The organism is Pseudoalteromonas sp. SG44-17, assembly GCF_014164235.1.
In the GTDB taxonomy this organism is placed as follows: Bacteria; Pseudomonadota; Gammaproteobacteria; order Enterobacterales; family Alteromonadaceae; genus Pseudoalteromonas; species Pseudoalteromonas rhizosphaerae.
The window spans coordinates 1-19,586 of record NZ_JACJEV010000053.1 but is presented as its reverse complement, the minus strand read 5'-3'; the positions used below and the strand labels follow the sequence as shown (position 1 = coordinate 19,586).

At 39.6% G+C, this 19,586-nt stretch carries 17 protein-coding genes and 5 tRNA genes; 5 read left to right on the top strand and 17 right to left on the bottom strand.

Translation table 11 applies throughout. The features are described 5' to 3' along the window. Window positions 1-40 precede the first annotated feature (40 nt). The 5 genes from H5182_RS21125 to H5182_RS21105 all read right to left on the bottom strand — a co-directional run bounded on the left by H5182_RS21125 (window position 41) and on the right by H5182_RS21105 (window position 662). Window positions 41-117: transfer RNA gene (locus H5182_RS21125), tRNA-Pro, on the bottom strand. Window positions 118-187: 70 nt separating this feature from the next. Further along, a tRNA-Pro gene (locus H5182_RS21120) sits at window positions 188-264 on the bottom strand. 15 nt (window positions 265-279) lie between these two features. Then, window positions 280-355: transfer RNA gene (locus H5182_RS21115), tRNA-His, on the bottom strand. A 23-nt stretch (window positions 356-378) separates the two neighbouring features. Further along, window positions 379-455, bottom strand: a tRNA-Arg gene (locus H5182_RS21110). Window positions 456-585: 130 nt separating this feature from the next. Next, window positions 586-662, bottom strand: a tRNA-Pro gene (locus H5182_RS21105). A 348-nt stretch (window positions 663-1,010) separates the two neighbouring features. Here H5182_RS21105 and folD point away from each other — a divergent pair. Then, entirely contained in the window at window positions 1,011-1,865 is an 855-nt protein-coding gene (gene folD / locus H5182_RS21100; protein ID WP_145241470.1) for a bifunctional methylenetetrahydrofolate dehydrogenase/methenyltetrahydrofolate cyclohydrolase FolD, read from the top strand. 66 nt (window positions 1,866-1,931) lie between these two features. Here folD and H5182_RS21095 read toward each other — a convergent pair whose 3' ends face one another. Together H5182_RS21095 and cysS are read right to left on the bottom strand one after the other, a co-directional pair. Further along, on the bottom strand, window positions 1,932-2,822 hold the full coding sequence (locus H5182_RS21095; RefSeq protein WP_145241472.1) for a DMT family transporter: 891 nt from the start codon (window positions 2,820-2,822) through the stop codon (window positions 1,932-1,934). 198 nt (window positions 2,823-3,020) lie between these two features. Next, window positions 3,021-4,400 carry a cysteine--tRNA ligase gene (gene cysS, locus H5182_RS21090; protein ID WP_145241474.1) on the bottom strand — a complete coding sequence of 460 codons (1,380 nt, stop codon included), beginning with the start codon at window positions 4,398-4,400 and terminating at the stop codon, window positions 3,021-3,023. A gap of 150 nt (window positions 4,401-4,550) precedes the next feature. Here cysS and H5182_RS21085 point away from each other — a divergent pair, with 150 nt between their 5' ends. The 3 genes from H5182_RS21085 to H5182_RS21075 all read left to right on the top strand — a co-directional run bounded on the left by H5182_RS21085 (window position 4,551) and on the right by H5182_RS21075 (window position 6,702). Next, on the top strand, window positions 4,551-5,042 hold the full coding sequence (locus H5182_RS21085) for a peptidylprolyl isomerase (protein ID WP_145241476.1): 492 nt from the start codon (window positions 4,551-4,553) through the stop codon (window positions 5,040-5,042). Between the two features lie 89 nt (window positions 5,043-5,131). Further along, window positions 5,132-5,875: a UDP-2,3-diacylglucosamine diphosphatase gene (locus tag H5182_RS21080; protein ID WP_145241478.1), complete on the top strand. Its 744-nt coding sequence runs from the start codon at window positions 5,132-5,134 to the stop codon at window positions 5,873-5,875. Window positions 5,876-5,922: 47 nt separating this feature from the next. Then, window positions 5,923-6,702 (top strand): ABC transporter substrate-binding protein, encoded by a 780-nt coding sequence (locus tag H5182_RS21075; RefSeq protein ID WP_145241480.1) that lies wholly within the window; start codon window positions 5,923-5,925, stop codon window positions 6,700-6,702. A gap of 48 nt (window positions 6,703-6,750) precedes the next feature. Here H5182_RS21075 and H5182_RS21070 read toward each other — a convergent pair whose 3' ends face one another. The 3 genes from H5182_RS21070 to miaE form a co-directional block, all read right to left on the bottom strand. Continuing rightward, a complete protein-coding gene (locus tag H5182_RS21070) occupies window positions 6,751-8,670 on the bottom strand; it encodes a sensor histidine kinase (protein WP_145241482.1) in 1,920 nt (639 codons plus the stop codon). Beyond that, the gene (locus H5182_RS21065) at window positions 8,663-10,888 is read right to left on the bottom strand and encodes an EAL domain-containing protein (RefSeq protein WP_145241484.1); all 2,226 of its coding nucleotides are present in this window, start codon (window positions 10,886-10,888) and stop codon (window positions 8,663-8,665) included. The genes H5182_RS21070 and H5182_RS21065 overlap by 8 nt, the downstream gene beginning before the upstream one ends. A gap of 199 nt (window positions 10,889-11,087) precedes the next feature. Further along, window positions 11,088-11,858, bottom strand: a complete 771-nt coding sequence (gene miaE / locus H5182_RS21060) for a tRNA isopentenyl-2-thiomethyl-A-37 hydroxylase MiaE (protein WP_182732574.1) — start codon at window positions 11,856-11,858, stop codon at window positions 11,088-11,090. A gap of 247 nt (window positions 11,859-12,105) precedes the next feature. On the opposite strand from miaE, the gene H5182_RS21055 reads away from it, so the two are divergent. Next, entirely contained in the window at window positions 12,106-12,705 is a 600-nt protein-coding gene (locus H5182_RS21055) for a Yip1 family protein (RefSeq protein ID WP_145241488.1), read from the top strand. A 114-nt stretch (window positions 12,706-12,819) separates the two neighbouring features. Here H5182_RS21055 and purF read toward each other — a convergent pair whose 3' ends face one another. The 7 genes from purF to H5182_RS21020 all read right to left on the bottom strand — a co-directional run. Further along, window positions 12,820-14,346 carry an amidophosphoribosyltransferase gene (gene purF, locus H5182_RS21050; RefSeq protein ID WP_145241490.1) on the bottom strand — a complete coding sequence of 509 codons (1,527 nt, stop codon included), beginning with the start codon at window positions 14,344-14,346 and terminating at the stop codon, window positions 12,820-12,822. 18 nt (window positions 14,347-14,364) lie between these two features. Then, window positions 14,365-14,859, bottom strand: coding sequence for a CvpA family protein (locus tag H5182_RS21045; RefSeq protein ID WP_054206292.1), 495 nt, complete (start codon window positions 14,857-14,859; stop codon window positions 14,365-14,367). 61 nt (window positions 14,860-14,920) lie between these two features. Then, the gene (locus H5182_RS21040; protein ID WP_182759225.1) at window positions 14,921-15,559 is read right to left on the bottom strand and encodes an SPOR domain-containing protein; all 639 of its coding nucleotides are present in this window, start codon (window positions 15,557-15,559) and stop codon (window positions 14,921-14,923) included. An 11-nt stretch (window positions 15,560-15,570) separates the two neighbouring features. Next, a complete protein-coding gene (folC, locus tag H5182_RS21035; protein WP_145241494.1) occupies window positions 15,571-16,836 on the bottom strand; it encodes a bifunctional tetrahydrofolate synthase/dihydrofolate synthase in 1,266 nt (421 codons plus the stop codon). A gap of 25 nt (window positions 16,837-16,861) precedes the next feature. Beyond that, window positions 16,862-17,737, bottom strand: coding sequence for an acetyl-CoA carboxylase, carboxyltransferase subunit beta (gene accD / locus H5182_RS21030; protein ID WP_182760571.1), 876 nt, complete (start codon window positions 17,735-17,737; stop codon window positions 16,862-16,864). A gap of 160 nt (window positions 17,738-17,897) precedes the next feature. Continuing rightward, window positions 17,898-18,692 (bottom strand): tRNA pseudouridine(38-40) synthase TruA, encoded by a 795-nt coding sequence (truA, locus tag H5182_RS21025; RefSeq protein ID WP_145241498.1) that lies wholly within the window; start codon window positions 18,690-18,692, stop codon window positions 17,898-17,900. Window positions 18,693-18,870: 178 nt separating this feature from the next. Continuing rightward, window positions 18,871-19,586: FimV/HubP family polar landmark protein (locus H5182_RS21020; RefSeq protein WP_310741412.1), on the bottom strand; the 716-nt coding region annotated here is incomplete at its 5' end.

The window sequence follows — 19,586 nt, the reverse complement described above, 5'->3', positions numbered from 1 at the left end:
GCAATATGAATTTTGAATTGTTTTTTATTAATTAAGAAAGTGGTCGGCGATGCAGGATTTGAACCTGCGACCCCTTGGACCCAAACCAAGTGCGCTACCAAACTGCGCTAATCGCCGATATTGAAGTATTAAACCTCGTTTTCATTGAACACTCAAACTGTGTATTTGAGACCACTTTTTGAGAAAGTGGTCGGCGATGCAGGATTTGAACCTGCGACCCCTTGGACCCAAACCAAGTGCGCTACCAAACTGCGCTAATCGCCGATATTCTTTTGTAAATGGGGTGACTGATGGGGCTCGAACCCACGACAACCGGAATCACAATCCGGGGCTCTACCAACTGAGCTACAACCACCGCTATATTTACATGTTTTCAAATGGTGCACCCAGAAGGATTCGAACCTTCGACCGACGCCTTAGAAGGGCGTTGCTCTATCCAGCTGAGCTATGGGCGCATCGAAAACTTCATAGTTTACCAATAAGCCAATCTATTATAATAGAAAGTGGTCTGCTTTTCAGCATTTAACCTGTGACTGCATGGGACATACCCAAACCAATCACTACCATTCTTTATAATTGAGAAAGTGGTCGGCGATGCAGGATTTGAACCTGCGACCCCTTGGACCCAAACCAAGTGCGCTACCAAACTGCGCTAATCGCCGATGCTTACTATTGTTAGCGAGTGACCTCGTTGACAACGGGGTGCATAATAGTGATTTGACCGTGTCAGGTCAAACCTTTTTTTAAGAAAATAAATCAATCGGTCATTTTTAGTTCATAATGGTTAAATATTGTGAGGATCAGCTAAAATTTCAACTGTTTTATATAATTAGCGGGTATATCAGAAAAGCAACTTGGCGCATTAGCGCTTTTCTGCGAAAATAGTAAGCATATTAAAAACGAATAATAAAGAACGTGTTCTTTATTAGCATTATATTACCCCTATTTCTGTATGCATTCGTTTTTAAAGTATCGGTATTAAGTTAACTAACCCCAATTAAAGGTCACCCATGACGGCAAACATCATCGATGGTAAGGCAATAGCTAAACAAGTACGCAGTGCAGTCGCACAAAGAGTAAGTGAACGTGTTGCAAACGGTTTGCGAGCACCTGGACTTGCAGTTGTACTTGTAGGGCAAGATCCTGCAAGCCAAGTTTATGTAGGTTCAAAACGTAAAGCCTGTGAAGAAGTTGGCTTTATTTCTAAATCATTTGATTTACCAGCAGATACAAACGAGCAAGCATTATTAGATTTAATTGATGAGCTCAATAACGATGCACAAGTTGATGGTATTTTAGTACAACTTCCTCTTCCCGCTGGTCTTGATGTTGAAAGAATCCTTGAACATATCACTCCACTCAAAGATGTTGACGGCTTTCATCCTTATAACATTGGCCGTTTAGCACAGCGTATGCCTGCTCTTCGCCCTTGTACGCCAAAAGGTATTATTACACTGCTTGATTCGACCGGTGTAAAATACAAAGGCATGCATGCAGTTGTTGTTGGCGCTTCAAATATTGTTGGTCGTCCTATGGCATTGGAACTATTACTTGCTGGTTGTACAACCACTGTGTGTCATAAATTTACGCAAGATTTAGAAACTCATGTACGCCGTGCTGATCTGTTAGTTGTTGCAGTTGGTAAACCTGAGTTTATTCCTGGGGATTGGGTTAAAGAAGGTGCAATTGTGATCGATGTAGGCATTAATCGTTTAGATAGCGGCAAATTAGTCGGTGACGTACAGTATGATATCGCTGAGCAAAAAGCACATTTCATCACGCCAGTACCTGGCGGCGTTGGCCCAATGACAGTAGCAAGCTTGATTGAAAATACTCTTGAGGCCTGTGAAAAATACCATAGCTAATTAGCCTCTAACGTCGCATCAAGAATTAACAAGGGTTGCTGTTTAGCAACCCTTTGTTGTTATTTGTTAGACTATTTTAGCTGAGCGCTGGCGCCGTGTTAGCTTTAACAATTGCGGCAGCACAGAGAAGAAAATCATTAAAACCATTATCGTATATTGCCAAACTTGATAGTGCTCACTTAGTAATACAACGGCGCAAATAATACCTGCGATCGGATTAGCAATCGTACCGAAAGTAAACTCAACCACCGTCATGCGGCCAAGTAACCAAACATACAAGATATACGCAAGCGCTGTATTTGGCACAATTAACCAAAATAATGCAAGCCACTGTATTGAACTGACACCATTAGCAAGTACTTGATATTGTTGTGGATCAAAGTAAATAGCTTGATTCATTGCTACTAATGATAACAATGATCCGCCAATGATCAGCTGCCATGTTAATACCGTCCACCAATGAGTGTGGGTAGACATTTTTTGCACTAAAGTACTACCAACAACAATTGTTAACAACGCACCAATTAAAGCGAATACTCCTAAGGCATTAATCGTGACATGCTGGGGATCAAATAATCGCCAAGCCAAAATCACTAATATAAGTGCGCACACCGATTGCAAAAACGCTGGACGCTGCTTTTTAAAAACCCACGCATAAATCAACGCAACCACAGGCACAGAGACCATACCAACACCGGCAATTGCCGCTGGTAAATTAACCGCCATAATAAAAATAAAACTAAAAAACAGGGCAATATTAACCACAGCTAATAATACTAAACCGCGCCACTGTTTTGCTTTAGGCCATGATGGTTTAAGCACAAATAACAGTAAACCCGCAGGTAATGCTCGTAACGCGCCAAGTAATATTGGCGGCCAATCTGGGGTGGCATATTTAGTGACCGCATAGGTGGTGCCCCATAAAAAAGCAGGGATCATGGCAAGAAAAATATTCATTTCATTCCTTTCAAAATAACTAAGAAACGCAAAGGTAAAACCTAAGGTTAAGTTGAGGTCAAGCTAGAAAAAATAAAAAGGCTGCCAAATTGGCAACCCTTTGTAATACTTACTAATAAAATACTTACTAAAATAATACTTACTAAAATATGTCTTATTTAGCAATGCCTATTTGACTGGCACTAGTAAGGTAATTAATTACGCTTTACGCCATGTAGTTTTACCTGCAGAGTCTTCCAGTATCACCCCAAGTGCATTTAAAGCATCACGCGCTTCATCAGCCGCAGCCCAATCTTTACTCGCGCGCGCTTCATTACGCTTAACTATTAACGCTTCTATTTGGGCAACTTCGTCATCTGCTTGGCCACCTTGTAAAAATGCCTCTGGTGCTTGTTGAGCAACCCCTAAAACTTCCCCAAGACTGCGCAGAACAAATGCTAACTTACCCGCTTGCTCAGCATCAACGTCTTTTACACGGTTTAGCTCTTTGGCTAATTCAAATAACACCGGTAATGCTTCTGGTGTATTAAAGTCGTCATCCATTGCTTTTCTAAATTTAGCCACATGTTCATTTGTTGCTAAATCACAACTGATAGGCTCAACACCACGAAGTGCCGTATAAATACGCTCAAGCGACGAACGTGCTTGATCTAAGTTCTCTTGCGAGTAATTTAACTGGCTGCGGTAATGACCAGAAATTAAAAAATAACGAACCGATTCAGCATCATATTCTTTAAGTACATCACGAACAGTAAAGAAGTTGTCTAATGATTTTGACATCTTCTCTTTATTTACTTGTACCATACCCGTATGGATCCAGGTATTGACGTACTTGCCGTTATTTGCACAGCATGATTGCGCAATCTCATTTTCATGGTGTGGAAACTGTAAGTCTGAACCACCGCCATGAATATCAAAATGCTCACCTAAATGCTTTGAGCTCATTGCCGAACATTCAATATGCCAACCTGGACGACCTTCGCCCCACGGTGATATCCATGATGGTTCACCCGTTTTGGCTTTTTTCCATAACACAAAATCAAGTGGATCATCTTTATCTTGTGCTACTTCAACACGCGAACCGGCTTGTAGCATAGTTAAATCTTGCTGTGACAATGCACCGTATTGCTCAAACGTTGAGACGTCAAATAAAACATCGCCGTCGGCTGCAACATAGGCGTGGCCTTTAGTAACTAGTCGTTCAACCATTTCGATAATTTCGTCCATATGACCTGTGACTGTAGGTTCAATGTCTGGACGCAACATGTTTAGACTATCAAAATCTTCATGCATTGCTTTTGTCATACGCACAGTTAAGTCATTAATCGCTTCGCCATTTTCATTCGCACGCTTAATGATTTTGTCATCAACATCGGTGATATTGCGTACATACTTTAAATCATAACCAATGTGACGAAGATAACGTACGATCACGTCAAAGCTAACAAATGTGCGGGCATGACCAATGTGACAATAATCATAAATGGTGATACCACACACATACATGTCGATCTTGCCGTCGACCATAGGTTTAAATTGCTCTTTTTGACGCGTGAGTGTGTTGTATATATTTACCATTTATTTTAAGTCCTTGACTATTTACTTGAATCGCTATGTTAACACTTGAAAAGCCCCTGCTCTAGCGCTTTATCAATTGAATAAGCACTTTGTTAATCTTAGCTAACTAAGATAAAATAGCGGCAAATAAATCAGCTAATAGGAAACCACATGGTTGTTCTACACACAAATTTTGGTGATATCACCATTAACATGCTCAAAGAAGATGCGCCAAACACAGTTAAAAACTTTTTACAGTATGCTAACGCAGGCTTTTACGACGGCACTATTTTTCACCGTGTAATTGATGGTTTCATGGTACAAGGCGGTGGTTTTGAACCAGGTATGACACAAAAAGAAGTGCATGATCCTATTCAAAATGAAGCAAACAATGGCCTTTCTAATAAGATTGGTACACTTGCTATGGCACGTACTCCTGATCCACATTCAGCAACAGCACAGTTTTTCATTAACGTGAATAACAATGACTTCTTAAACTTCAGCAGCGAAACATCTCAAGGCTGGGGTTACTGTGTATTTGCTGAAGTTGTTGAAGGTATGGACGTAGTAGAAAAAATTAAAGCCGTTGCTACAGGTAGCACAGGCTTTCATCAAGACGTACCTCTTGATGACGTTATCATCACAAGCGTAACTGTAAACTAATAGTACGCTTACCCACGTAACGTGGCGTTTTAGCGGGTATCTATGCTATACGTATATGCCCGCTTTATTTATTTTTAAAAGACTTACCTATGACTCGCCAAACCTACTTTATTGCCGACCTCCATTTAAGTGAAAATCGCCCAGATATCAGTGCAGCTTTTTATCAGTTTTTAAATACGCATATTATTAATAAGGATGTAGACGCGCTATATATACTTGGTGACTTTTTTGAAGTATGGGTTGGTGATGACTATGTAACTGCACTCTCAACTGAAGTTGCAAAGCATTTAAAAGTAGTGAGTGATAACGGCACCCCAGTATATTTTGTGCATGGCAATCGTGATTTCATTATGCGCGATAAATACGCCAAACAAGCAGGAATGACTTTATTACCCGAACAGCTGGTAATTGACTTATATGGCACTCCCACTGTCATTTTGCATGGCGATGAAATGTGCACACAAGATATTGAATATCAAAAGTTTCGTAAAAAAGGCCGCAGTTGGTGGTGGCCAAGATTAATGCTTGCTATGCCACTTTGGTATCGTCGTAAAGTTGCGCAAAATGCCAGAGAAAAATCAAAGCAAAATCAAACCGGTAAAGCGCTTGAAATATTAGATGTTACTGAACAAGCGGTACTAGCAACATTTGCAAAACACCAAGTAAAACATATGATCCATGGCCATACCCATCGCCCTAATGTGCATCATTATGAAGTAGATAAGCAAACACTCACTCGCACAGTGCTGGGTGATTGGTATACTCAAGGCTCTTATTTAGTTGTTACCGCACAGACACAAGAACTAGTAAGTGAACCATTCGCACAAATATAAAATATTGTCTACGCTTACGATATTGATCGTTTTTAGTACTGGTCGTAATGCTTAAATTATTTTTCATACTTATTTGTTTATTTTACGCAGGCCATACATACAGCCAAGATAAATGGCTTTTTGTTACCGAGCCTTTTCCCCCGTATTTTTCAGAGCAACTGCCGCAACAAGGTTGGTTAGCTGATATTATTATTACTGCATTAGCAAGCCAAGATATTGAAGCTAGCATTGAGTTTACAACTTGGGCTCGTGCACTAAGATTACTTGAAAAAAATAAGCGAACAGCTCTTTTAGGGGCTTATTATAGCGCCGAGCGAGAAAAAACATTCCACTATTCACGACCATTAGCAAAGTCATTTACTGGATTATTTAAACGAAAAAGTAGCAAAATAAATTACGATGGCAGTTTAACGTCATTACAGCCATACAGCATAAGTAAAGGTAGTAATTATATAGTTAGCGAGGGTTTTAGTAGTGAACATAATTTAGCCATTACAGCGACTAATGACTTGATCAGCAGCTTACGCGTGTTACAGCTTGGCCGCGTTGATTTAGTAGCTGGTACCAAAGAAGTCGGTGAGTACTGGTTAAACAATCATCCACAATTACAAACAGGACAGTCAATCGTATATATCCCTCCTCATTTAGCGTCCCACTACCTATATATTATTTTTTCCAAATCTGCTGTGCAAAGTAAGCAACAATTAATACAATTAGAAAACGGTTTCAACACCATTGTAAATAATGGTGAGGCCGCACAAGTTCTCCTAAGCCATGGCTTTTCAGAAGCTAAGACTGAGCAATACCTACAATTTTTAAAACGTTAAAACACAAATGCTTATATGACTATCACTCCAAGCAACGAATTCTGCATCTTAAGATAGTTTGGGTATAGTAATAGTAAACTCAGTTTTAAAGCGCTCTGTAGAGTGTGGATTGGACTGTAATTTAATTTCCCCCTGCAAAATGTGTGTAACCCATTGGTGCACCATATATAAGCCAAGCCCAGTATTGCCAATACCACGAGCTGAGGTGTAAAAAGGCTCAAAGATGTACTGTTGAGACTCTGCTTTAATCCCAACACCGCTATCTGAAATGGTTAATTTAATGGATTGACTAGCAGCTTGTGCTATTTTTATCTCAATTTCACCGACTTGATTTTTGGCAAACCCGTGGGTTAGTGCGTTCATTATCAGGTTTTCTAGCACTTGGGAAATAATTCCTGGTCGGCTTTTTATATCTTGGTCAGTATCAACTAAGGTTTTCACTTTTACGTTTGAGTTTTTTAATCTTGAATTAAGGGAGATCAGTAAATCTTCAGTTATTTTTCTTATATTACATGTGATGACATCATCATTATGACGGTCTATCGCCATTTTTTTAAAACTTTTAACTAATACCGCTGCCTTATTTAAATTAATTTTAGCTAACCCTAAATTTTCCTCAATGCTCTGTGTGCTTTTATCTAATTGCGATTTAGTTAATCCGGTTTTTATCGCGTCACTCAACTTATTAATAACCACATTCGCGTTAGATACTGAGATAATAGCACCGCCAATGGGTGTATTCATCTCATGAGCAACCCCCGCCACCAACAACCCTAAAGACGATAGTTTTCGAGCTTCGAGTAAGCTTGTTTGTAATTGCTGCTGCTGCCTTATAGTTAAATCGAGCTGTTTGTTGACGCTATCTAACTCTACTTTTTCACGCTGTAGTTTATAAGATAAAGTAATTAGTTGCTGTTGGAATAAATATTCACGGTAACTAAAACCAAAACCGCAAATACATAAAATAACACTACACAGAGCAGCATATTGAAAAGCAGTCATTTTTGCATTATACAGCAGCTCTTTAGGGCTACCGATAAGTATAATAATCTCTTTATCTGAATCTGCGGTTCTTTGTGTTGATTCACGTAGTGAAACAATAGAGAATCGCCTGAAAGTATATAAACTGTCATGAAAAATACGTGAGGTGCTTTGTACGTCATGTTCAATGATATGCTGCCAAAGCGCTGGAGAGTTATTTGCTAGCGAGTTATTAACTTGATTATACATAAACCCAAACTGTAATGCGGGATCCTTATTATACAACCAATAACCATCATGATTTAGAATATTTACTTGGGTGTTTTTTTCATCATATTGTCGAATATTACTAAATAAATAATCCAGATTAAAATTCACTACTAACAAGCCATCTATTAAATAATCACCACCTTGCGTTCTGTAAGTCACCCTAATTGTTGGCTCATGCGGGACAACAACTTTTCCACGCTCAATATTTAAATCAATTTCTGAAATAAATGTATTCGGTGGTGCAACTAACATCCCTTCTTTAAAGTAATAACGATTTTGCTTATTTTGTAATTGTGATACCTCAACAATTTCGCTTTTTTTATTGCTGAAATTAATTCTATAACGTTCTTTACCACTGCGTTCAAGCCAACGTATTTGTGAGATATTGGTTGATACAGAAGCAAAATTTAAAAAATAATCATTTATGAGCTTGTCGCTTTGTTGAGCGCTCAATGTATTTAAACCTGTATTACTTTTTAATACTTGGCCATTTGCTAACAGCTGAGTGAGTTTTTTAATACTGCTTAGCTCTTTAGATAAATCAGTACTCACAAGCACTAGTTTTTCATCTTGGCGCTCTTTTATTATGGTTACTTTTGACTGATAAACTTGCTCGTATACCAGCCAGCCAATTAATATCGCAACAAATAAAATGAACAGCGACTTTATGAGTACGCCTTTTTTGTCGCTATAAAATGAGTTACTTTTTTTAGTCATTTACATTATCAAACTGTGCTAACCAGATCAGTAAATCATCATAAAATAGCGGTTTTGAAAAAAAGTAACCTTGGGCCATTTCACAACCAGCTTGTTTTAACCATTGCACCTCAAATTCGTTTTCAACACCCTCAGCAATAACTTTAAAATCAAATTGCTTTGCGAGACTGATGATCATTTTTATCATGTATTGATTATTTATATTATGCTCAAGGTTGCTGACAAAGTAGCGATCAATTTTTATCGCATTCGACGGTATTTCATTAATGTGTGCTAATGATGAATAACCCGTACCAAAGTCATCAATACTCACTTTAATACCCAATGCCATAAATCGTGATAAAGCCTCTTTAATAAAGTTGTAATTACTGATCGCTTGCGTTTCTGTCACTTCAAGTTCCAGCATCGAGGGGGATACTTTATATTCTTCAATCCGACTCTTGATAGACTCAAAGTAAGAAGGCTCGATCAAGTCATAAGATGATGCGTTAAATGCAATGGGTAAGTTTATACCACAGCTTTTTAGTTGATTAATAGTTTGTAGTATTTTTTCAAAAATAACATTATCAAGCTCATTAATTAAACCAGCGGTTTCAGCAAGCTCTATAAACTCTTCAGGATTTACAAAGCTGCCATCAGCCAACTGCCATCTAGCTAGCGCTTCAAAACCAATTGGTTTTAATGTTTTCAAGCACATTTTTGGCTGTAAAGCGATACGCAATTCTTTGGTACTAATAGCCGTCCTAAGGTGCGCCATCAACTCATAACGCCTTGTTATTGCCACTGTCTTTTCATCAGTATGCAAAATAAACTTCGTTTGAGTTACTTGCATGTAATTTAAACTCGACTCTGCTAGGCTAATTACTTTTTCGGGAGTAATATTTGATGCGCAACTTAACTTTAACTCCAATACTCTTACGTCAATAAATTGCTTAACATTTTCAATTTCGTACTTTTGTTTATTATGAAAATGCGTAATATCATCGGCAATATCAAAATCAACATTGATGAGCATGCCAAAGCTACGATTACTAATAATCGCAATTCTGGGGTCATAGATTGAAAAAACATCTACAATACTTTTATGAACGAGTTTTATGATTTTTTTACAAAAATCGTAACCAAAGGTAAAAGCTTTTTCATCAAACTGGTAAATATCAAAAATAATCAAACGCATTTTTGATTGCTCATATACGTTCATATTTTTAATTTCGCGAGTTAACCAGTTTCTATTCTGTAAATTTAATGAAACATCAGTATAGGCAAGCTCGGTTAATCTATTTAATAATGAAATATTAGCAAACCCGCTACTTACGTTTTCACTAAATACTTTTAATAAATATTCATTTTCTTCACTAATTGGGTTATCTGATTTTACCAGGGTAATATAGTGAGTGCCTTCAGCAATGGTTGCTGGGAAGAAGAAGATACTATGCTGATTTGAAAAAACATGACGTTTTTCTTGAATAGCTAGCTGGAAGTCATCGTACATATCGGCCGGTAAATTGCCATCTACTTTTTGCCCTTTCATACCATTAAAGCAGCCGTTAGTAGTCAGAATTACAGCACCAGCATCTTTGTCTAGATTACTTGAGCAAAGGATGCCGCCTCCCTCTGATATTTTTAAAATATTACTTAGCTCTTGCAGCACTGCAGCAGAGTATGAGCCCATATCATGTTTGCTATTAATGCTCCTTGATGCATCTAGCACAAGTTGCAAACCTTGTTTAGCGGCTTTTATTTGCGAAATATATTGCCAAGTTCGCATATTACTATTAACGATTGATTCAAGCTTTTGTGCAGAAATGTCAGACTTATTCCAGTACTCATCAATATCGAGCATTTTCATCACATCGGTTTCAGGGGCGAAACCGGGCTGCCCTGTTAGTAACACGATACGCATTTCAGCGTTGCCAATCACTTCTCTGATGGTATTAACCAAACGCAGTCCGGAGTCATCTTCTTCCATAACCACATCGATAAAAACAAGTGCTATATCTGGGTGCATACTTAAAGCAAGCGCAGCTTCTGGTACTGAGTTGGCCGCTAATAACTCATATTTGTAGCCTTCTTTGGCCTTTAATTCTTTTAAGCTATTAATTAATGCGTGTTGATAATCGAGATCATCCTCAACAGTTAAAATTTTCCATACTTTAAGGTCGGTATTTACTAACTCTTCCTCAGCAGAAAATACAAATAATCCCTCATTCTCATCCATATATACCCACCAAAATAATAATAGCAATGGTCTTTCATTTACAATGCATTGCAAAGCAATAAAATAACTGATAAATAAAAATTTAACTTGCTTTAAATATTAGGTGAGAGTTTTTGATGTGTCTAATTTAAAAACACTTTTGATAATAAAGTATGTGCTACAGCATGATTTGAAAAGCTGTTGCACATGTTGGTGTTCGTTAAGCGCTTTTATTTACCGGCGTACCACTGTGAAACTTAAAATCGTCATCACAAGATGTAATTAACTGCGCTTCAATTTCACCAAACTCTTTAACCCGTTCGGTAATATCAAAACCAGCAATTTCTTGGGCAAGAGTTAAATAGTCTTGGTAATGGCGTGCCTCAGAGCGCAATAACGAAATATAAAAATCACCTAAACGCTTATCTACATGGGGTGCAAGCGCGGCAAAACGCTCGCACGAACGAGCTTCGATGTAAGCACCGACTATGAGCTTATCGACCAGTGCATCTGGCTCAAAAGTTTTTACATGTCTTAGCATACCCTTAGCATAACGACACGGCGTAATACTTTGATACTCAATACCGTACTCATCCATGATCTCTAATACTTGATAAAAGTGGTGCAGCTCTTCTTTGATCAACATCACCATTTTATCAACCAAATCTTGCCCATAAGCTGAATCAGATTTTGGGATCACTGCTTTAGTCAGTTTGTTTTTAGCCGCAAGATCGCGCCAATTCCCTTCACGTTTGTATATCAGCGTTTCAAACGGCTTTAGCCACTCAAGCAAGGCATCGCTGCTTTGTTTATCCACGGCATATTTACGAATTAAAAACATCGCAGATTGCGCGGCTTTAAGCTCACAGATGAGATGATCAATTAAAATAACCGCTAGGTTTTCTTTTTTAGTGGCTTCATCAATCCACCCTAAAGGGGTTTCACAACGTAAAAATTGCTTAATCGGTTCTAAAAGTTTGCTATGTGGCACGAAGGGAGTTGCTCATTAGTATCTATCATTAAGAAAATGATTTTATCATGAAAAATGACTGATAATAAAACAAAGCTGGGGGTTTGATTAATTAACCCGAACTCTAGTTAAATATATCCCCGCTGATTTTTTTGCTTTCGTCTCTCATTGGTGTTTCTTGACAAGACCCCATTACTGAACCATAACTTAATACAAGCTGTATAAAAATAAAACAGTGAACTAATTCCTTTTCATGGGGCACACAATTATGATACTAAACCATCTTTGGGGCATATATGCCCATCCACTCGAAGAGTGGCAAACAATAGATAACCGCCACGAGAGCTTAACATATAGCCTATCACATATATTACTGATAGCGTTGTTTCCATCTGCAATGGGTTATTACTCATCGGTTTATTTAGGCTGGAGTATCGGGGCTGGTAATCCGGTATTTTTAACCCACGATAGTGCAATACTGATTGCTGCAGCTATGTATGGCGCTTTAATTGTGGGTGTGTTTGCGCTGGCTTATTTAGCACATTGGATGGCTGTTACTTTTGGTGCAGAACCAACCTTTACCCAAACCTTAGAACTTGCAGCGTATACTTCAACACCAGTATTTATGTCTGCACTAGCGGCATTTTGGCCAGAGCTATGGTTTGTTGTATGTGTGGGTTTGGTCGCTTTAGGCTATTCGGTCTACTTACTGTATACCGGTGTGCCCATTTTGATGCATATACCGCAAGAGCGTGGCTTTATTTACGCAAGCTCTGTGGTAACTTGCGGACTAATTTTACTGGTGATTATTTTAGCTGTCACCGCCATATTGTGGACCAACGGTATCGTAAGTCCAACCTTTACATGATACCTAGTTCAACGTTAGAAGCTGTAAAATGTAGTATAAAGTAGTGTTATTATTTTCTTTCCTTCGCAAAAAAGGAGCTAAATTTAGCTCCTTTTTTATTTCGCTAGGCAGAGATTAATCTGAGCCGTTTTCTTCTTGATTATGTAACTCTAAACCAGAAGACATGGCACTTTCACGACTACTTTTTGCCGAATCATTACGCAGCTGTTCAATACGATTCAAATAATTCTGATCGATACCACCGGTAATATATTGGCCATCAAATACTGATGTTTCAAATCGTGTAATTTCTGGGTTTTCCTGCGCTACGGCAGCAATCAAATCAGGTAACGATTGGAAAATCAAACCATCAGAGCCAATGCTTGCATTGATATCTTCAACTTCACGTCCATGGGCAATCAACTCAGCCGCAGATGGCATATCAATACCATACACGTTCGGAAAGCGAATTTCAGGTGCAGCAGAAGCAAAGTAAACGTTTTTAGCACCAGACTCACGCGCCATTTCAACAATTTGTGCTGAAGTAGTGCCACGTACAATCGAGTCATCAACTAGTAATACGTTTTTACCTTTAAACTCACGGTCAATTGCATTGAGCTTTTGACGTACTGACTTTTTACGCATTTCCTGACCAGGCATGATAAACGTACGGCCAATGTAACGGTTTTTAACAAACCCTTGGCGATATGGCAGATTAAGTACGCGGGCGATTTCCAATGCCACATCACATGATGTTTCTGGGATTGGAATAACAACATCAATATCTTTATCAGCCCATTCGCGAGCAATTTTTTCGCCAAGCTTAGTGCCCATATTTACACGTGTAGCGTAAACAGACATGCGATCGATATTTGAGTCTGGACGTGCAAAGTAAACAAATTCAAAGATACATGGCGAATAAGATACTTTATCTGCGCATGTTTGTGAGTAAAACTCACCGCCTTCAGTAACATATATCGCTTCACCAGGAGCGACATCACGCACAAATTCAAAACCATCAGTTTTTAACGCAACGCTTTCAGAGGCAAACATATACTCAGTGCCATTTGCAGTTTCACGTTTACCAAACACTAATGGACGAATACCATTTGGGTCACGAAACGCGATAATACCATGGCCAATTACCATAGCGATGGTGGCATAACCGCCTTGAACTTTATTTATAACTTCGGTGATACCGTTAAAAATATCTTCAGGGTCAAGATGTAGTTTATTTGGTTTACTTAATTCATGAGCCATGATGTTAAGTAAAATTTCAGAATCTGAGGTTGTGTTAACGTGGCGACGTGCTTCACAGAACAATTGCTCTTTAAGCTGCTCTGCATTGGTTAAGTTACCGTTGTGTGCTAAAGCAATACCGAACGGTGAGTTAACATAGAACGGCTGCGCTTCAGACGAGCTAGAAGAACCTGCTGTCGGATAGCGTACATGGCCGATACCAATAGTGCCTTGTAAACGCTTCATATGACGGGTGTGAAATACATCTTTCACTAAGCCATTTGCTTTGCGTAAACTAAAGGTGTTGTTTTCAATGGTAATGATGCCCGCGGCATCTTGGCCACGGTGTTGCAAAACAGTTAAGCCATCATAAATCGCCTGATTTACAGGAGATGTTCCGACTATTCCAACGATACCACACATGAAATTTTTCCTCGCCGATTAACGGTTGACCGAATTTAAAAAGCTAGAGTTATTTTCGAGGTATGAAAAAAACCACTCAACAACAAAGCCAAATTCTGGGATCAAAATAGAGTTACCCCACCAGTGCGTATTGGGTGCACCAGTAAAAGCATCAAGAAAGAAGAGTAACGCGCTCACGACCAACACGCCACGAAGTGCACCAAAGACAATGCCGAAGACACGGTCTGTGCCAGACAAACCAGTACGTTGTACAAGTTCACCTAGAAGGTAGTTTAACAATCCGCCTAACAATAGCGTCGCAAAGAATAATATGGCAATGGCCGCTGCATTTCTTAAAAGGGGTTCAGAAATACTTGTTAGGAATGATGCTAAATATTGGTAAAACAAGCTAGATATGATAAATGCGCCAGCCCACACAGCCAAAGACATTGCTTCTTTTATAAAGCCACGAATTAAACCGATAATAGTAGACAGTGCAATAATGCCAAAGATGGCGTAATCAACCCAGATCATATGAACCAACTAGTCGTTAATTTGGGGCGCATTCTATAAGAGGTCAGCACTAAATGCCAGATCATTTTGCTACTTCAAATTGGGTAACTTTTCCGTTAAGTTTAGTAAGTGCTTTTAATTCAGGGAGTTTGCTCTCAAGCTGGGCTTTATCAAGCGACGGACCCACAAAAACTTTGGTTAAAGTACCATTTGGTGTTTTAACTGGACGGGTAAAGGTTTTAAACCCTTTGTCACTTAGTTTAGCTTGTAGCGATTTTACATTCGCACTATGCGAAAAGCTCCCCAACTGAATTACATATGCCATTTTCGATAAATTTTCTTCAGGCTTACGTGATGGCTCAGACTTTTTTTCAACAGGTTGTGCTGTAGTCGTTGCTACAGTAGTTTGCTCAGTCGATGCTTCAACCATTTTTTTCGCTACTGGCGTCGTCTCTACAACTGCTTCAGAGGAACTTGAGAGTAGGTCATCATCTGGCAATATATCTTCCTCAGGCTCTTCGTTTGGCTGTTGTGCGTTAGCCACTTGATCATCTATTGAATCTTGCAAGTCAATAGTTGTGAACTCAGGACGTTCCGGAATGGCTTTAAAGCCTTCTTTGTAATGTACTTTTTCGCCATCAAGAATATTAGGAATAAACACGATAGCTGCAATCACCACAATAGTTGTGCCGACTAAACGATTTATAAAGCCTGAGTTCACCTGATTCCTCTCTATTTTTTCCAATAATTGATAGCAGCTGCAACAGTTAAGAAGGAGCCAAATATGATTAACACCGTCTTCTCATCAAGCTGTGGCAACACACCATCCAATGCGTCTGCAACTGTTTGATATTTTTCAATTGGCGCGCTTGTATGCACATTATCCATGGATTTAGCTAAATTCTCTACTTTATCGCCACGAAAGCAATTAAGTCCGGCTAAACACCACGCATCAACTACCGGGCTAACTTCATTTAATACAGCGACTTTGTCTTTATCAGCCAGCATAGCGACTAACGCATGAACTTTAAAGCCTTGATCTTGCAGGTTAGCTAACTTTTTAGCTAAATAGCGTGCAGATTCAGCATTATGTGCCACATCAGTATAGACCATAGGTTTGCTGCTTAGTTGCTGAAAACGCCCTTCAACAACTAAATTAGCTAAACAATCACGGATCAATGCCTCACTAGGTAATAAATCTAACACGGCTAATGTGGTTAGTGCCGTTGCCGCGTTTTGGCATGGGATTGATGGTTTAGCAAACTCAAAGTGATGGGCTTGATATTGCCAACTAAAACTTTGCGCATGCTCTTTAAATATAAAGTCTCGCCCAGATAAATGCATCACCGCGTTAATTTCATGACCGTAGTCGGTGACTGTGTGCGGTATATTTAAATCGCCGACAATGGCAGGTGTGCCAGTACGGAAGATCCCTGCTTTATCATAACCCACAAGCTCTCGCGTATCACCAAGGTACTCTTTATGATCTAGATCTATGGTGGTGATCACACTGGCAAATGGAGTAACAATATTGGTAGCATCGAAACGCCCACCTAAACCCACTTCTAACAGCACATAATCAACGCTATGGCGTTTAAAAATAGCCAGTGCGCCTAAGGTGCCATACTCAAAATAAGTCAGTGGCGTGTCACCGCGGCCTTGCTCGAGCAAATCAAACGCATCAACATGAAATTGATCATCAAGCTCAGCGCCATTAATACGCACTCGTTCGTTATAATGAATTAAATGAGGAGATGCATAGGTACCAACCGAATAACCTTGGGCCAGCAGCAGTGATTCTAAACATCGGGCAGTGGTGCCTTTGCCATTGGTGCCGGCTATTAGAATAATTTTACTTGGGCTATCTAGTAAACCAATTGTATTGGCAACTTTGGCAACGCGTTCTAAACCCATGGCAATATTTGCTGGGTGAACACTTTCTAAATAACAAAGCCAATCATCAAGGCTTGATGATTGGCTAGGAAGATTTTTTGTCATAGCGTGTGATCAGTAAAGCTGAAATTTACGCTACTCTATGCTCTTGTTCCGTAGAAGGCAAGTTCATAAATTTAGCTAGTATGCGGGCAAGTGTGTCACGCATTTCACGGCGATCAATAATCATATCGATGGCACCATGCTCGAGTAGAAATTCACTGCGTTGGAAGCCTTCAGGTAAGGTTTCGCGCACAGTTTGTTCAATTACACGAGGACCCGCAAAGCCGATTAATGCTTTTGGCTCCGCCACGTTGATATCACCTAGCATAGCTAATGATGCTGATACACCGCCCATAGTTGGGTCAGTCATTACTGAGATAAACGGTAAGCCTTGTTCGCTCATCTTAGCAAGTGCAGCACTGGTTTTAGCCATTTGCATAAGCGACATTAGTGCCTCTTGCATACGTGCGCCACCTGAAGCTGAGAAGCAAATTAGCGGCATCTTATGCTCTAAACACTGATCAACAGCATCCACAAAACGTGCGCCAACAACCGATGCCATTGACCCACCCATAAATGAAAATTCAAATGCGACGGCGGCCACTGGAATGCCTTTTAAGCGTCCCTTCATCGCGACTAATGCGTCTTTTTCGCCACTTGATTTTTGTGCGGCGGCGATACGATCTGAATATTTTTTCGAGTCTTTAAACTTTAAAATATCTTTTGGTTCGTGCTGTGTGCCAAGTTCTTGGCGGTCGCCATCATCCAAAAAGTGCTCAAGGCGTTTACGGCCACTCACACGCATGTGGTGATTGCATTTAGGACATACATTGAGTGATTTTTCTAATTCAGCTTTATATAAAATCGAATCACAATCTGTACACTTTGCCCAAACACCTTCAGGGATCTCTTTACGAGCCGAAGACTTTGTTGTTTTAGGTAGGATTTTTTCTAACCAACTCATTTGCAACTCTCTTAATACTATTCTGTGCTTTGCTGCGTTCCTGCCAAATCATTATTGACAGACAAATTTTTTCAATTAAAACATGAATTCCACACAGGCGGTATAAAAAACTGGTCTTAGTAGTGAAATGCCTGCAAGGTTATGTTTAATTTATCACCAATTAACCATTCACATCCGTTAAGAATAAAGGGCCAAGTGGTGTCGACGGAATTTCAAACCGCGCCGGATAGTCAACATCAACTAAGTATAAACCTGCCGCCTTTGCCGTCGCACTGGCTTTGGCTCGCTCTTTTAAATCAAGTAACTCTTTTAGCCACACAGGTTGCTGCTTATGAATACCAATATCGGTTAAGCAACCGGTAATGTTACGCACCATGTGGTGTAAAAATGCATTAGCCTTAATATCAATAATCACATAACTGCCTTGACGCTCAACCGACAAGTGATGAATAGTACGTGTAGCAGTATTCGCTTGACAATGCAAAGCTCTGAATGACGTAAAATCATGCTCACCTAATAGATATTGACATGCTTCTTGCATTTTAGTTTCATCAAGTGGGTGATGAAAATGCGTAACGCCTTCATTTAATATTGCTCCTCGAAAGGCGTTATTGTAAATAACATAACGATAACGACGAGCAGTAGCACTAAAACGTGCATGAAAATCATCACTCACCGGTTTTGCATAGCGAATAGCAATATCTTTCGGTAGCAAGGTATTCATACCCATAGTAAATGCAACCATATCGCGTTCAGCATCGGTATCAAAATGCACCACTTGCCCAGTGCCATGCACGCCGGCATCAGTGCGTCCAGCACAGACTATTTCAACTGGATGATTACAAATACGCGAAAGCGCGGTTTCTACTTCTTGTTGTACGCTATTTACATGCGATTGACGTTGCCAACCACTATAACGGGCGCCGTTGTACTCAACTCCAAGTGCTACTCGCATAATTACTGCTTTACCTACTGTGCTAATGAACGGGGCATTTTATGCTATCTGACGCTGCAATAAAAGTGACTCTATACAAATTAAGCGCACAGTAGCCAAGCGACCTTTTTTCTATTGCTAAAAAAACGGGGAGTAAACTAAATTTACTCCCCGTTTTAACTATAAATGCAGAAACAACTTACAGTAATTTTGCTTTTAAGCTTTGTGCTTCTTCTTGTACTTCTTCGGGACCATTTGCTATCACTTCGTCAATAGCATCAAGGGCTGCATCCATATCCCCTATTTCAATATAAGCACGTGCTAAATCAAGTTTTGCAGAATAACCGCCACTTTCAGCATCCACATCAGTTGGGTTATCTCCAGCAAGTAAGGCATCAAACTCACTTAATCCGACATCCATATTTACATCATCATAAGGTTCATAATCTAAGCTTGTATCATCACTTTGTTCAATCAAAGCATCAATATCGACGAATTCATCCGCAACGATGTCCTCATTTGTTGATGCATTCACGTCTTCACTTAATTGCTCAGCCGACGGCATATCATCAGGTACTGAAAGCTCTTCAAGTGCAGCAAGATCTTCACTGAGTAACGCATTGAAATCAACTTCAAACTCGCTGCTATCATCTATTTCTAAAGACTCAGGTTCAGCCAACTCACTAAGCAATGCATCAAAATCTGTTTGGGTGAGATCAGCCATAAAATCATCATCAAGCTGGTCATCTGACAACGATTGTTCCAGTGGATCTTCTAGTTCAGTCGCGAAATCACTACGATATTCATCTTCTAACGCATCTGTAAGTTCATCTTCAACAACTGGTTCATCTTCAGCAACCAGCTCGTCTTCAACAACTGGCTCGTCTTCAACAACTGGCTCGTCTTCAACAACTG